This window comes from Paractinoplanes tereljensis, from assembly GCF_016862435.1.
In the GTDB taxonomy this organism is placed as follows: Bacteria; Actinomycetota; Actinomycetes; order Mycobacteriales; family Micromonosporaceae; genus Actinoplanes; species Actinoplanes tereljensis.
Genome location: NZ_BOMY01000053.1, coordinates 69,267 through 84,702, shown reverse-complemented (window position 1 = coordinate 84,702; position 15,436 = coordinate 69,267). Strand labels below are relative to the sequence as shown.

Genomic DNA, 15,436 nt, shown 5'->3' with positions numbered 1-15,436 from the left:
AGGTCCTCACGGTGTCGCAGACCGAGCCCGGCTGCTACTCGAGCATCTCGGCGGCGCTGGCCGACGCCGGGCCCGGTGCCACCGTGCTCGTGCAGCCCGGCACCTACCGCGAGCAGCTGACCGTCGGGCACGACGTGCAGCTGGTCGCCGAGGACGGGCGCGGCACGGTCACCGTGGACGGCGGCGAGCAGGTCGCCGCGTTCGTCTCCCGGGGCACCGCCGCCGTACGCGGCCTGGCCTTCGCCGGCGGCAGCCCGCAGCTGCCGGCCGTGCAGCTGGCCGGCGGCACTCTCAAGCTCGCCGACTGCGACATCGCCGGCCGCGGTGTGGTGGCCCTGCACGCCCGCGGCGGCGTCCTCGACCTCACCGGCTGCCGGCTCACCGCCCCGGCCGGGGCCGGCCTGCTCGTCGAGGGCAACACCACCGGCCGCGTCGAGAACACCATCGTGCAGGACATCGCCACCACCGGCGTCGTGCTGGCCGGCACCGCCACCCCGGCGCTGACCGGCTGCGCGATCAGCGACGTGCGCGGGGTCGGCGTGCTGTCCACCGGCGGCCGGGCCCGGCTCGACGGCTGCGACATCGGGCCGGTCGACGGGCCTGGCATGGTCGTCGAGGACGGCGGATCCCCGATCCTGACCGGCACCACGGTGCACGACACCGGCGGCGCCGGGATCGCGGTCGTCGAGGGCACACCCGCGTTCGAGGACTGCACGGTCCGGGGCGCGGCCGGGCACGGCTTCGTCGCCGCCGGGGGCGCCAAGACCGTGCTGCGGAACTGCACGATCGTCGAGGTGGCCGGGCACGGCCTGTTCGTCGCGGCCCAGGCCGTCGTCGAGGCGTCCGCCTGCCGGACGCCCGGCGCCACCGTCGCCGGCACCGCCGTACTGCGGCTGACCGGTGGCCGGAGCGGCGGCGTCGACCTCGGCGAGGAATCGCGTGGCACGTTCACCGAGGTGGAACTGGAATCGGTGCTGGCGCACGGCAGCGCCCGGGTCGAACTCACCGGGGTGACCGCGAGCGGGTCGGTCCGGGCCGAGGGCGAGGCGCGGGCCAAGGTGCGCGGCGGCCGCTTCGCGACCGGCCTCGAGGCCACCGACGGGGCCGAGCTCATCGCGGACGAGGCACGCATCGAGGGTGCGCCTTGGGGGGTACGGGTGGGAGCGCGCGCCCAAGCGGTCGTTACCGCCGCCGACATCAGCGGCGCCAGTGTCGCCGGGCTGCTCGCGCTGGCCGGCGGTGAGCTGACCGTGCGCAACTCCCGCATCCACGACTGCTCCGGGCCGCCGGTGCGGTTCGCGCCCGGTTCCCGTGGCCGGGTGCTCGGCTGCGAACTGCTCGACAACGGTGCCGATGCGGTGGTCAACGAGGCCGGCCCGGACGTCCAGGTGACCGGCACCTCCGTACGGCCAAAAGCGGTCGAGGCCGCCGCCCCGGCAGCTGCCCCGGCCGCCGAACCGGCCGGGGATGACACCGCCGCGCCGCTGCTCGCCCAGCTCGACGCGCTGGTCGGCCTGGCCGGGGTGAAGCGCGAGGTGGCCACCCTGGTCGGCCTGCACCGGGTCAGCCAGCGCCGGGCCGCGGCCGGGCTGCCGCTGCCCCCGATGAGCCGGCACATGGTGTTCGCCGGCGCCCCCGGCACCGGTAAGACCACCGTGGCCCGCCTGTACGGCGAGATCCTGGCCGCCCTGAAGGTGATGCCGGGCGGGCAGCTCATCGAGGCGGCCCGCGCCGACCTGGTGGCCGAGCACGTCGGCGGCACCGCGGTGAAGACCACCGAGAAGTTCCAGGCCGCGATCGGTGGCGTGCTGTTCATCGACGAGGCCTACACGCTCGCCCCGATCGACGGGGGTAACGGCCACGACTTCGGCCGCGAGGCCATCGACACCCTGGTCAAGCTGATGGAGGACCACCGCGACGAGGTGGTCGTGATCGTCGCCGGTTACTCCGACCAGATGAAGACGTTCATGGCCAGCAACCCGGGTCTCGCCTCCCGGTTCGCCAAGACCATCGAGTTCGAGAGCTACTCCACCGCCGAGCTGGTCACCATCGTCGAGCGGATGTGCAGCACCCACCACTACAGCCTCGAGTACGAGACCCGCACCGCACTGTCCGAGCATTTCGACGGCATCCCGCGCAACGCGCACTTCGGCAACGCCCGGGTCGCCCGGCAGGTCTTCGAGGAGATGATCGGCCGGCAGGCGTTCCGGCTCGCCCAGTCCTCGTCGTCGTCCGGCATCGAGCTCGCCCAGCTGCTCCCCGACGACCTCGGCATCACCAAGCCCACCGCCGCTGCCGACGACAAGCGGTCGGCCACCGTCGACCGGCTGCTCGAACGTCTGCACGGGATGATCGGCCTGTCCGAGGTGAAACGCGAGGTCGCCGAGCTCATCGACCTGCTCGAGACCACCCGCGCCCGGGTCCGGGCCGGCCTGCCCGCCGCCTCGGTCTCCCGCCACCTGGTCTTCTCCGGCCCGCCCGGCACCGGTAAGACCACGGTGGCCCGCCTCTACGGCGAGATTCTGGCCGCGCTCGGCGCCCTGCCTCGCGGCCAGCTGATCGAGGCCGCCCGCGCCGACCTGGTCGGCGAGTACATCGGGCACACCGCGCAGCGCACCCGGGAGGTCTTCGAACGGGCGCTCGGCGGCGTGCTGTTCATCGACGAGGCCTACACTCTGGCCCCGGCCGGTGGAGGCCAGGACTTCGGCCGGGAGGCCATCGAAACCCTGATGAAGCTGATGGAGGACCACCGTGACGACGTGGTGGTCATCGCGGCCGGTTACGAGGACGACATGAGTCGCTTCCTGGCCGCCAACGTCGGCCTGCAGTCCCGCTTCACCCGCCGGATCCACTTCGCCAATTACTCCGCCGACGACCTGGTGGCCATCTTCGAGAACCTGGCCCGCGGCTCCGGTTACGAATGCGCCGGAAACACCCTGCAGGCGCTGCGAGACCATTTCGAGTCGGTCCCGCGCGGAAAGGCCTTCGGCAATGGACGGTACGCCCGTCAGGTGCTCGAAGAAGTCATCACCCGCCAGTCCCGCCGGCTGCGGGCCTCCGGCAATTCCACTGTCGACGACCTGCGCACCCTGCTCCCGCAGGACGTAGCGGTGGCGGTGCCGTCGTGACCGCCCCCGCCCGGCCCCCGGCGCTCCTGGCCCGCAACGTCGGCGCGACCGTCGTCGTGCGCGCCGAGGGCGAGCCCCCGGACGCCGGGCGGGACTTCGCCACCGCGCTGCCGCCCGGCCCGGCCGTGGTGGTCTGCACGGCCGCCGCCAACGCGAACCCCGGCCTGTTCGCCGTCCTGCCGGCCATCGTCACCGACCACTTCCCGGGCTCGCCCGGCGTGCGCCTGGTTCTGCTGGGCGGCGACATCGCCAGCGGCGTACGCGCGGTGAACGCCGCCCACGGCCTGGCCGAACAGCTCCGGGTGCCGGTGACCGTGCCGCTGGGCCCGCTCTACGACGGCACCGGCCCGGCGCGCTGGGTGACCTGCAGCCCCGACGGCACCTCGGTCTACGAGGACCCCTGGGACGGCCTGCCTCCGTCCTCGGCCGGCCCGGTGGTGCTGCGGCCGACCCCGACCATTCCCGTGCACCGCGGCATCCGCACGGCCGGCGGCTGGACGTTCGCCACCGTGCCGTCCCCGGTCGGCTCGGGCCGCGCCCTGGCCGGCCCGCTGATCGAGGTGGACGCCGGCCCGGAGGGCTTCCTGGTGGCCGGCCTGCCCTACCCGGCGGCCCCGTTCGCCGAGCTGCTGACCGCCCGGCTGTCCGGCCCCACCGGCCCGGTCGGCTCGGTCGTCGTGTTCGGCCACGGCCTGCCCGACCAGCCGAAATTGCTGGCCGAACTGGCCGACGCCCTCGGCGTCCCGGTGGTGAGCCCGGCGGGCGAGATGTCGGTCAGCTGGAGCGGCGTCCTGACCACCACCACCGACTTCCTCTGCTGGACCCCCGGGAACCCCGACCCCGACCCCCTGGGCCCCATCCTCCCGGTCCCCGAAACCCCCGAAAACCACCCCCAGATCTCCGCCGCCCCAGCCTCCGCCGCCCCCGTTTCCCCCGCGCCGATCTCCGCCGCCCCAGCCACAGCCGCTCCTGGTTCCGCGGCGCCTGGGTTGGGCGGTCCCGGTTATGCGGCTCCTGGGGCGGGCGCTCCTGGGGCGGGCGGTCCTGGGCTGGGCGGTCCTGGGCTGGACGGTCCTGGGCTGGGCGGTCCTGGGGCGGCCGGTCCTAGGGCGACTGGCTCCCCGCCCACGGCGCCTCGGCTTGCGGATTCGCCTACCGTTGAGGTCCGGCCCGCCCCGGAGCGCCGAGGCCGGGCTGCGCGCGGTGTGGGCGCCGGCGCGGCGCCCGCGCTCGGCGAAGCGCCCACGGTGGAGACGCCGCGACCGGTGGCGGTGCCGACTCTCAGCCCCGCGAACTCGGTCGCTCTCCGTCTGCCGAAGCGCGGGAAGCAGGCGGCTCCGCCGCCCCAAGAGGCGCCGGTGCCGCTGTCGGCCCCCACCGCCGGACCGGCGTCGGCTGCGGCCCCGACCAAGTCGCCGGTTCCGTCGATCATTCCGATTCCGACGGGTGGCCTGGATCGTGCGCAGGGCCCGGCCGAGGGGCCGTATCAGGCCCAGCGCGCGGCCGAGACCCTGGACCAAACGCAGAAGCTCGCGCCTGGCCCGGACCGGGCGCAGAAGCCGTCGCCTGATTCGGATCAGTCGGATGGCGCGGCGGACGGCTCAGACCAAACGCGGAATCCCACGCAGGCATCGGACCAGGCGCGAAATCCTGCGGAGGCGCCGGCTCCAGCACGGTCGTCGGCGGATCGCTTGGAGCAGGTGCGGAATCCGGCGCAAGCCTCGGACGAGGCGCGGTCGGTGGCGGATGGCTTGGAGCAGGTGCGGAATCCGGTGCAGGCCTCGGACGAGGCGCGGTCGGTGGCGGACGGCTTGGAGCAGGTGCGGAATCCGGCGGAGGTGCCGGACCAGGCGCCGTCGGTGGCGGATGAGGCGGGGCGAAAGCCCGCCGGGGACTCGGGGGCGGCTCGGAAGCCAGCCGTCGCGGTGGTGGCTCGGCGGCCGGAACCGGTCAGCGCCGCGATGATTGCGCTGCTCACGCCTCATCCGACGGCGGAGGCGGGGGCGGTTGCGGTGCCCGTACCCGTACCTCGGCTGGTGGAAGCTGTTGCGGCGGAGGCGGAAGGCGCGGCGCCCGGGCCTGGGGAAAATGTGGCCGCGTTGGCTGTCGGCGATGCGCCGGAGGCGCAGGCCGGGCCGGAAAGCGGGTCCCAGGCGGAAAGCGGAACCGACGCGGAAGGCGGAACCCAGGCGGAAAGCGCCACGCAGGCGGGAAGCGCGACCGAGGCGGGAAGCGGAACCGACGCGGTGGTCGAGGCGGCAATCGCGCCGGAGCCGGTGCTCGCGCCGAGGCCGAGCGTTGGGCGGCCGCTGTGGATCAGCGCCAGCGACTGGACCGCCGATGACCGGCCCCGGCTGCGCACGGTGTTGTCCGGGCGCTACGACACGCATGCCCGGGTGGTGGTCCGGACGCTGGCCGAGCAACCCGGGCTGCGCGCCGCCTCTGACTCGGTGGAGCTGGTGGCGGGGCTGGTCGCGCTGCGGGCCTACTGCGCGGGGGAACGCGAGCAGGTCAACAAGGCGCTGCGGACCGGGCGCGGGGCGGACGACGCCGCGGTTGTCGCGCGTGGTGCCGCCTACGGACTGAAGGCTATGCCCGCGGTGCTCGGGCCGGTCTACCGCACCGGGCGGCTCACCGCCGAGCAGACCGCGGCCTACCGGACCGGCGCCGAGCTGGTCGAACCCGGCTTTCTCGACGTGCATCTGAGTGCCGGCAAGCCGAGCGCGGGCTGCACCGAGTTCGTCATCTGGTCGGTCAGCGCGCGGCGGCTCGGGAAGCTCGGCGGGGACGAGCCGGCCGCGCTGTTCCCGCCGGCCACCCGGTTCGTGGTGCTCGGCGTCGACGAGGGTCGGGTGCTGCTCTGCGACACCGGGCCGGGACGGCCCGGCACCGACCGGGTGCTGGCTCGGCTGCAGGCCGTCGCGGCCGGGTCAGCCGAGCGGGCCGAGGCCGCCGAAGCGCCCGGGGTCGACGAGGCCGGGCGGGCCTACCGCCGCGACGAGGTCGTCGCGTGACGGCTCCAGCTCGGCGCCGTACAGCCGCAGCAGCGGGTGCATCGTGTAGCGGCCGGGCTGGCGTTCGCTGAGCAGGTGTGCGCCGGTCAGGTCGCGCAGCAGGGTGCGGGCCTCGCGCTCGGTCACCCCGGCCGCCGACGCGGCCAGCGGGACGGTGATCTCGGCGCCGCGGTGCGGCGCCAGCAGCCGGAACAGCCGGGCCGACGGCGCCGGCAGGGTGCGGTAGGACCAGGAGAAGACGGTACGCAGGTCCTCGCCGGCCTCGGTGAACGCGTCCAGGCCGTGCCCGGTGACGTCGGCGGCCAACTCGGCGAGCCGCATCGAGCGGTGCACGGCCGCGCGGGCCGCCGTGATCGCCAGGGCCAGCGGCAACCGGCCGCAGGCGTGCACGAGTTCCCGGGCGGCGGTCGGCTCGCCGTCCACCCGGGCCTTGCCGATCCGGGCGGTGAGCAGGTCGCGGGCGTCGCCGGCGGTCATCGGGTCGAGTCGCACCACCCGGGCGCCGGCCGCCGCGACCAGGGCGGTCATCGGGTTGCGGCTGGTCACCAGGGCCAGGCAGCCGGGCGAGCCGGGCAGCAGCGGCCGCACCTGGGCGGCGTCCCGGGCGTTGTCCAGCAGCACCAGCACCCGGCGGCCGGAGAGCAGGCTGCGGAACAGGGTCGCGCGGCCGTCCAGGCCGGCCGGCATCTCCGGTTCGCGGACGCCGAGGGCGCTGAGGAAGTCGCGCAGCGCGTCGGCCGGCGGCAGCGGCTCGGCCGGCCCGAATCCGCGCAGGTCGGCGTAGAGCTGACCGTCCGGGTAGGTGTCGGCGGCGGTGTGCGCCCACTGCACCGCGAGGGCGGTCTTGCCGGCGCCGGCCATCCCACTGACCGCGATCACCGGCATCGACCCGCCCGGCTCGGCGGCCTCGCCGATTGCGGCCAGCTCGACGGCCCGGCCGGTGAAGCCGGGCAGCGCGGCCGGGATCTGCGCGGGGGTGCGCTTGCGGGGCGGCGGGGCGGACGCGGCGATCAGCACCTCGCGCTGGGCGGCCCGCAACTCCTCACCCGGGTCCAGGCCGAGTTCGTCGGCGAGGCGGCGGCGGACCTCGGCGTACGTGTCCAGGGCAGCCGCCCGCCGGCCGCTCGCCGACAGCAGCAGCACGTGCCGGGCCTGCAGCGACTCGTCGAGCGGGTGGGCGTGCGCGGCCCGGGCCACCACCGGCAGGACCCGCTCGGCGCGGCCGGCCGACAGCGCCAGGTCGGCGGCCACCCGGGCCACCTCGGCCCACTCCCGGTCGAGGGCGGCGATCTGCGGGTGGGCGCGGACGCCCGGATCGAGGCCGGCCGCGGCCGGCCCCTGCCAGAGATGCAGACCCTTGGCGTACGCGTCGATGGCGCGACCCTGCTCGCCGGCCACCGCGAGGATCCGGGCCCGGCGCACCGAGGCCCGGAACCAGGTGAGGTCGAGAGTTTCCGGGGTGGTGGCCAGCCGGTAGCCGCCAGGGACCCTCGCGATGAGCGATCCGGCCTCGCGAGCCACCTTGGACGGCTCCAGAGCGTGACGAAGAGCACTGATCAACCGATGCACGACGTTGGCCGCCGAGGCCGGTGGGTCGCCCCGCCACAGTGCCTCGAAGAAGACATCCAGATGAACCGGTTCACCATCACCGGCCAGCAGCAACGCCAGGCCGGCCCGTCGCTGCGGGCCGCCTACCTGCAGTTCCGTGCCGCCGCGCCAGGCCCGTACCGGCCCGAGCACCGCCAGCGCGACGTTCGTCGCCCCAGGTTCCAACGTCGCCTCCTTGATCACCGTGAGTATTCCATCGCACTGTTTCAATTCGATGGGTCCTGACAGGACTGTGACTATCACCGCGCCGTTCAGATTTCGGTCAGAGGTTGATCAGAGGGTTCTTCCTAGGCTTCCGCCCGGCGATGGGGGGAGAAACACTTGACGACAGCGCCGGTATCGACCGACTTTGATCGAATGCGGGAGTTGCACGCGGCACACGGGGAGCCGTTGCGCCGTTACCTGATGCGGCTGACGATGGGGGAGCGGCATCTCGCGGACGACCTGCTGCAGGACACCATGCTGAAGGCGTGGCGGAACATGGACACCGTGCCGGTGACCCCGGACCTGGCCCGGCCGTGGCTGTTCACGGTGGCCCGTCGGGTGTTCATCGACGCGACCCGCAAGCGCCAGGTGCGCAACGCCCGGGCCGCGGTGGCCGAGTACCAGGAGATCCCGTCCGTCTCGGACCACGCCGAGCAGATCGCCAACGTCCGCTCGGTGCGCACGGCGCTGTCCGCACTGGGCGAGCAGCATCGCGAGGTGCTTGTCGAGCTCTACTACAACGACGTCACCCCGCGCGAGCTGGCCGAACGCCTGAACGTCCCGGAGGGCACGGTGCGCTCGCGCCGCTTCTACGCCCTGCGCGCGCTGGCCGGCATCCTCGGCCCGGTCGACTAAGGAACGTTGAGCGCGCCGCCCATCATCTGCAGGGCCGGCGCCATCTGGCCGGGTTCCAGCGCGGGAACCGTGCCGGTCGCCGGGGTGGTCGCGTCATCGTCGCCGGCCACCGGATCCGAGGCGGTCCGGCACAGGTCACCGAGGACCACCTGTTTGTCCAGCTCCGAGCGCAGGTCCTGCTGCGACGGCCGGGAGAGCACCCAGCCCAGCGGGGCCTCCACGCCGGGATGGACGTTCGGCGCCACCCGGAAGACCCGGCTGTCGGCGCAGGCGTTCCGCCCGACCCGCAGCTGACCCTGCGCCAGCCCGGGCAGCGGTCCGGACAGCTCCATCAGGGCGTCCTGCAACATGATCGGGTCGGTCTGGGCCTGGCGCGGGGCCAGGTAGGCGGTCACCGGGGCGACCAACTCGACCGGCCGGTCGGCCGCCTGCGCCGCACCCGCGCTCTGGTAGTGGTTGTCCAGCACGACGAGCATCGGCGCGACCAGCGGATCGGTGCCGGACGCCGTGCGGTTGTGCTCGGCCACCATGGGTTCCAGCGCTCGCCACAGGTCCAGGGCGAGCGCGATGCCGTTGTTCTCCAGGTACCCGCCGTCCACGTCGAAGGTCTTGGAAACACCCCCGCCCTCCGGGCAGAAGACCAAAGATCCAGTCGGAGTGATGTACGGGAACCGAGCCGACAGCAACGCGGCCGTGGACAGCCGGAAGGTGGCGTCGTCGGCGGTCTCGCAGCCGTCGCCGGTCTGCCGGCCCAGGTAGTCGCGGGCGTCCAGCGCACCCACCGCGAACAGGCCCGACCTGCCGGCGGTGGTCGGCCCGGCCGCCGCCCGGCAGCTCTTCAGCTTCTCGGCCGGCTGGTGGGCGGTGACCGCCGCCGGGATCGGCCCGACCACCACCCGGCAGCCGGTCTCCACCGCGGTGCCGTTGAACATCAGCAGCGGACGCCACGGCTGCCCGGCCGGCGCCATCGTCATCATGTCGGCGGCCATCGCCGGGTTCTCGTGCTCCCAGCCCTCCTCGATGGTGCGGGCCCGGTCGGGCATCAAGTGGTCGCGGTAGCCGTCGACGCCATGCAGGATGCGCGGGAAGTCCCGGTAGAGGCCGGCCGCCAGGCCCGCGGCCAGCGGATCCTCCTGGATCAGGGCGGACACCGACTTGGCCCCGGTGACCAGTTCCGAGTTGGTCGGCACCCCGGCCGTGGTGGCGCCGTACTTGGCGACGGCCCATGCGGCCGCGCCCACGCTGCCGCCGGACACCCCGCTGATCGCGAAGAGCGCCCGCTCCCCGCAGGCGACGCCGGTCCCGTTCGGATCGGCCCGGCGGACGGCGGCTTTCTGCAGCTCCGGGTTGGTGAGATCGTCCAGGGCGGCGGCCGTCCAGTAGGCGGCGCGGGCCCCGCCGCCGGGCGCGGCGACCAGCACGAGCGGAACCGCCGGCCGGCCGCCGGCGGTCGCCCCGGCAGCGGGCAGGCAGCCGTCCCGCACCGCCCCCAGCCAGCTCCGGAAGCTCGCATCGAGCGCGTTACCGGCCGGCGGGGAGGTGTGGTCACCCTCGCCGACATGGACGGCGTGGTAGCGGCCGGCGTCGAACTGGGCGGCGATCATCAGCGCGGCGATGCTGAGAATCAGCACCGGCGTGCGGTCCAGCCGGCGGAACACCGGAGCGGGCCGGTGCAGCTCGACCCGGCGCTGCATCCAGCCGAACGCGATCACCAGGGTGGCCCCCAGCGTCGCGATCAGCCCGATCACCCGCAGCACCTGGCCCGTCCACCGGGGATCAAGCGTCCCGGCGACCGTGGCGGCCACGCCGATCACCAGAACGACGATGCCGACCACGTTCGGCACCCGTACCTGGGCCTTCGTTGTGTTCTCCCGGTCGAGCCAGCGTTTCTCCGCCGTGGCGATGCCCCAGGCGGCCAGCGGGGCCACCGCCGCCACCAGCAGACCGCCGACGATCAGCCACACCCAGATGTCGCCGGTGGTGACCTCCTGGTCGACGGCGGAGTCGTGCAGCGGCAGGACATCGCGGGGCACCATGGCCATCCCGCTGAACGCCCGGACCAGCAACATCCCGAGGGCGACCAGCGGCGCCACGGCCAGCAGCCGGCCGACGTAGCGGACCCGGGCCCAGTCGTCACCGGGCCGGTCGAGCTGTTCCGGGCCGCGGTCGGATGCCGTCTTCGACGGCTTGAAAAGCCACAACTCCGAGCCGTACGTCGTGACCAGGTAGCTCGCCCCGCCGGCGGCGACCAGCAGCAGGGCGACCCCGAGCAGGTTGAGGCCCATGTCGATGCCGGGCACGAGCCAGAGCACGAGGCAGAGGCCGGCGACGATCCCGCCCGCGATCAGCGACGGCCGCCACTGCTCGTGCTCGCGTTCCGATCCCTCGTCGACCCCGTCGAGAAGTGCCCAGCGGCCGGCCACCCACAGCGCGACGCACAGCAGCACGGTGCCGGCCAGCGGGCCGGCCACCGCGCCGAGCGGGAAACCCTTCTGCAGCCAGGCCCGGACGATGTCCTGGATCTGATCGAGGGGCCCGTGCAGCGGGGCGGCGAACACCAGGAACAGCAGCGCCACCGCGACCATCTGCACGCGATGCCGGCGCCAGATCCGCGGTCCCTTGCCCGGCGGTTGCGGCCCCGGCTCCGGGGTGAGCCACTTCAGCAGCACCGCGCCGACCGCGATGGCCAGCGCCACCCACTTGAGTGCGGTGAGGACGGCAAGCACGGTCGCGGCGGCGCCGTTCGGCGCCCCGCCCAGGTCACCCACGACCAGCCAGGTCCAGAGCGTTTCGGCCAGGTCGAGTACGGCCACCGGCAGCACCAGCCGCCGAATCGCGGCCCAGTTGTACCGGGTGGTCAGCAGCGCGGCGATCAGCAGCGTCCCGTAGGCCGCGATGAACACCAGGTCCGCGACGAGGTAGACGTGCACCCAGAGCAGCGCCTGGTCACGCAGGCCGGGCGCGGCCGTCCGGTCGGACCAGGCGGTGATCGCCGCGGTGATCTCCCGGTGCGCCCAGGGCAGCCCCGGCCAGCCGGTCAGCGACCCGGCGCCGTAGTGCGGCTGCCCCGCCAGCTGCAACCGGTTGAGCAGGCCGGCGGCCTCGCCCATCACGATGCTGGCCACCGCGCCGAGAAGCACCATCGGCCAGGCCAGCCACCACGGAAGTTCGCGCTCGGAGGTCACGGGCGCACCTTGCTCCGGTGCCGCGGCGGCCACTGTCCGCTGTCCGACCAACATCGTGATGCGGGCGGATCATCCGAGCCGGTTCGATCCGATCATCCGTCAGGCCGCCGGATGGATGGTGGCGCTTTCCGGGTCTTTCCGGAAACCATCCAGGCGGGTACGGAGGGTGTCGGCGACCGCCAGGACCACGCCGTCGAGCAGGTCGGTGGCGTGCTCCCAGGCGACCAGAGCCGCGTCCGGCGACCCGGTCTTCCACAGGCAGACGCCCAGCTGAGTCTGCACCTCGGCCCGGTAGAAGCGCTCGCCCAGGTCGGCCCAGTCCCGGTCGGCGGCATGGAAGACCGCGATGGCCTCGTCGTAGTCGCCGAGCAGCGCCAGCGACTGACCCAGGTAACCACCGGCGTTGGCCCGCAGGTTGACCTCGTCGGTGTCGCTCAGCAGCGCGAGCGACTGACGCAGGTGGCCGACGGCCTCGGGCAGCCGGTCCGAATGATGGTTCAGCAGCCAGCCGACGTGCAGCAGAACCGTCGCCTCGTCCGGCCCGCCCTCGCCCGGGTTCAGCTCCCGGGCCTCCCGGTACAGCTCCCGGGCCCGCAGGTACAGGCCGATCACCTCATCCAGCTCGGCCGCGGAGAGCAGCTCGGAGCGGTTGGCCCGATCGCTGGCGATCGAGATCAGCGAGTGAGCGGTCCACCGCCGGTCCCCGAGCTCCTCGAACAGCCGCAGCGCCTCGTGCCGGTGGTGTTCCGCCCCGGCGAAGTCGTCGAACGCGACAAGCGCCCGGCCGAGGTAGCGGTGCAGGACGGCGGCCCACCACCGGTCCCCGGCGCGCAGAGCACTGGCCAGTCCCGTCCGGTGCGCGACGAGCAGGTCGTGCCAGTGCCCGTTGATGCTGTGAAAGGTGGCGCTCGCCCAGGCGAGCGCGGCGGCGTGCCGATCGAGCCGGTGCCGGTGGGCGACCTGCACGGCGTCGGCCAGCACCGGACGCTCGTCGGCATACCAGGCGGTGACATCGGCCCGCGCCGGAAAGGCCAGCGGCACGACCCCGGGGGAGAGCGCCGGCAGCGGCACGGGCGCCCGCTGCGGCGACAGCAGGTTCCGCCCGGCAACCGCGCTGCGCAGGCAGTGGTCAAGGGCCCGGCGCAGCGCCTCCACCCGCCCGGGCTCGGCCAGTTCGTCCGCGTATTCGCGGATCAGGTCATGCAGCCCATAGCGCCCAGGCCGCGGCGTGGTAACCAGCTGAGCGTCAACAAGTTCGGCCAGGGCCGCCGCCGTCTCGGCCGGGTGGCCGGCCAGGGCGACGGTGGCTGGGGCGGCGAAGTCGGGGCCGGGCAGCATCGGCAGGAGGCGGAACAGGCGGGCGGCGGCCGGGCTCAGCATCCGGTAGGAGGAGGTGAAGGTGGCCCGCAGGTCGGCGCCGGGCGCGTCCACGTCGAAGCCGTCGAGCCGCCGGGCGGTGATCTCCTCGGCCAGCGCGGCCAGGTCGAACCGCGGGTTCACCGCGGCCCGGGCGGCCACGATGGCCAGCGCGAGGGCGAGCCCGCCGCACTGCCGGACGAGGTCGTCGACCGCGTCCGGGGCGGCCGCCACCCGCGCGGCCCCGATCCGGGCGGCCAGCAGTTCGCGCGCTTCCCCGGTGTCGAACACGCCCAGCTCGACCCGGCGCCCGGCCAGCTCGGTCAGCGGGTGCCGGCTGGTGACCAGCACGGTCACCCCGGCCGAGTCGGGCAGCAGCAGCCGCACGTCGGCGGCGTACCGGGCGTTGTCGATCAGGATCAGCATCCGCCGCCCAGCCACCAGTGACCGGAATTGATCGGTCCGGGCCGGCAGACCGGCCGGAATGGACGGAGCCGGGACGCCGAGCGCCTCGAGGAATCCGTGCAGCGCGGTGGCCGCGTCGACCGGCGGCCGCACCGGGTCGAAGCCGTTGAGGTTGACGAAAAGTTGCCCGTCGGGGTGTTCCGAGGCGAGCCGGTGCGCCCACCGGACCGCGAGGGTGGTCTTGCCGGCTCCGCCGACCCCGGTGATCACCGTGACCGGCGCCGGCCCGGCCGCCAGTTGCGCCAGCTCCCGGGACCGCCCGGCGAACACCCCCGGATCGGCCGGGAGCTGAGCCGGCCGGGTGGCCGGTTCGAGGGCCCGGGCCAGCCGGGTGGTGATCGCGGTGTCCGGCGGGGCGAACGCCCGCAGCAGCGGCACCACCCGCGACGTCTGCCCCGACGGCAGGGCCAGGTCGGCGGCCGCGATCAGCACGGCCGACCGTTCCGCCTCCAACGCCTGCAGCCATGGGTGGGACCGCACCGCGAGGCCCGGGTCGACCGGCTCAGCGGTCAGCGCACACGCCTCCAGCAGTTCGTCCAGCGAGGCGCCGGGCACATGCAGCGCGCGCAGCCGGGCCACATCGGCCGACTCGGCGTCGGCGATCAGGGCGTAGCCGGCGCTGGACCGGACGATCCACCGGCTCGGCGCCCGAGCCGGCATCCCCGGTTCGAGGGCCCGCCGCAGCCCACTGGCGTACCGGTGCACGATCCCGGCCGCCGACGCGGGCGCGGTCCCGCCCGGCCACAGCGCGGCGACCAGGTCATCCGGCGAGACCGGCGTGCCGCACCGGGCCAGCAGCAATGCCAGCATGGCCCGCTGCTGCGGCGGCCCGAGCGAAAGCTCGACGCCGGACACGCGAGCACTCAGGGACCCGAACAGGGAGAGCCACACCGCGCCATGATGACAGCAACGCCGATGCCCCCAGCGGCACCACCGCCGAGTGTGACGGCCCCGGCCGCCCCGCCCCAGCCCGGCCCGGCCCGGCCCAGCCCAGCCTCCCGGCCTGCCGCGCCGGCGGTCGAATTTGGTGCGGGGCCTACGTGCGGGGGCGCAGCCGCAGGCCCTGCATGCCGCCGTCCACCGCTAGTGAGGTGCCGGTGGTGGCTGACGCGAGTGGGCCGGCCAGGTAGGCGATTGCCGCCGCTACCTCGTCCGCGCTTACCAGGCGGCCGGTTGGCTGGCGGGCTTCCAGGGCGGCCCGCTCGGCCTCCGGGTCGGCGGCCTTGGCCAGCAGGCGGCCGACCCACGGGGTGTCGGCGGTGCCGGGGTTCACGCAGTTGACCCGCACGCCGTCGGCCAGGTGGTCGGCTGCCATGGCCAGGGTCAGCGACAGCACCGCGCCCTTGGTCGCGGAGTAGAGCGCCCGCTGCGGCAGCCCGGCGGTGGCCGCGATCGACGACACGTTGACGATCGCGGCGTGCGACGAGCGCCGCAGGTAGGGCAGCGCGGCCCGGGTGGTGCGCACCATGCCCTGCACGTTGACGTCGAAGACCCGGGCCCACTCGTCGTCGTCGTTGTCCTCGACCGTGCCCTGGGCGCCGATCCCGGCGTTGTTGATCAGCAGGTCGATGCCGCCCAGCGCGTCGGCGGCGGACAGCACGGCGGCCCGGACCGAGCGGTCGTCGGTGACGTCGGCGAGGATGCCGATCAGCGGCGGCTCCACCTTCGGGTTGAGGTCGAGGCAGGCCACCCGGGCACCGCGGGCGGCCAGCAGGGTGGCGGTGGCCAGCCCGATCCCGGAGGCACCGCCGGTGACGATCGCGGTGAGTCCGTCGAATTCGCTCATGTTTTGCTCCTAGAAATGCGGCCGGGAACGCGAAATGCGACCGCGAACGGCGAA

The 15,436-nt window shown here is 74.2% G+C and carries 7 protein-coding genes; 3 read left to right on the top strand and 4 right to left on the bottom strand.

The window, feature by feature from the left end:
- Positions 1-11: 11 nt before the first annotated feature.
- Positions 12-3,128 carry an AAA family ATPase gene (locus tag Ate02nite_RS41495; RefSeq protein WP_203813430.1) on the top strand — a complete coding sequence of 1,039 codons (3,117 nt, stop codon included), beginning with the start codon at positions 12-14 and terminating at the stop codon, positions 3,126-3,128.
- Positions 3,125-6,142 (top strand): hypothetical protein, encoded by a 3,018-nt coding sequence (locus tag Ate02nite_RS41490; RefSeq protein WP_203813429.1) that lies wholly within the window; start codon positions 3,125-3,127, stop codon positions 6,140-6,142. Before Ate02nite_RS41495 ends, Ate02nite_RS41490 begins: the two co-directional genes overlap by 4 nt.
- Here the strand turns inward: Ate02nite_RS41490 and Ate02nite_RS41485 are convergent.
- Positions 6,059-7,915 (bottom strand): AfsR/SARP family transcriptional regulator, encoded by a 1,857-nt coding sequence (locus tag Ate02nite_RS41485; RefSeq protein ID WP_203813428.1) that lies wholly within the window; start codon positions 7,913-7,915, stop codon positions 6,059-6,061. The genes Ate02nite_RS41490 and Ate02nite_RS41485 overlap by 84 nt on opposite strands.
- Positions 7,916-8,107: 192 nt before the next feature.
- Between Ate02nite_RS41485 and Ate02nite_RS41480 the strand changes: the two genes are divergently transcribed.
- Positions 8,108-8,590: a sigma-70 family RNA polymerase sigma factor gene (locus Ate02nite_RS41480; RefSeq protein ID WP_203813427.1), complete on the top strand. Its 483-nt coding sequence runs from the start codon at positions 8,108-8,110 to the stop codon at positions 8,588-8,590.
- Here Ate02nite_RS41480 and Ate02nite_RS41475 read toward each other — a convergent pair.
- From Ate02nite_RS41475 to Ate02nite_RS41465, 3 genes are all read right to left on the bottom strand, one after another.
- A complete protein-coding gene (locus tag Ate02nite_RS41475; protein ID WP_203813426.1) occupies positions 8,587-11,775 on the bottom strand; it encodes a hypothetical protein in 3,189 nt (1,062 codons plus the stop codon). The two genes, Ate02nite_RS41480 and Ate02nite_RS41475, sit on opposite strands and share 4 nt — an antisense overlap.
- A 99-nt stretch (positions 11,776-11,874) precedes the next feature.
- Positions 11,875-14,487, bottom strand: a complete 2,613-nt coding sequence (locus Ate02nite_RS41470; protein WP_203813425.1) for an ATP-binding protein — start codon at positions 14,485-14,487, stop codon at positions 11,875-11,877.
- A 145-nt stretch (positions 14,488-14,632) separates the two neighbouring features.
- Complete coding sequence (locus Ate02nite_RS41465) at positions 14,633-15,382, bottom strand: SDR family NAD(P)-dependent oxidoreductase (RefSeq protein WP_203813424.1); 750 nt, start codon at positions 15,380-15,382, stop codon at positions 14,633-14,635.
- Between the last annotated feature and the right edge of the window lie 54 nt (positions 15,383-15,436).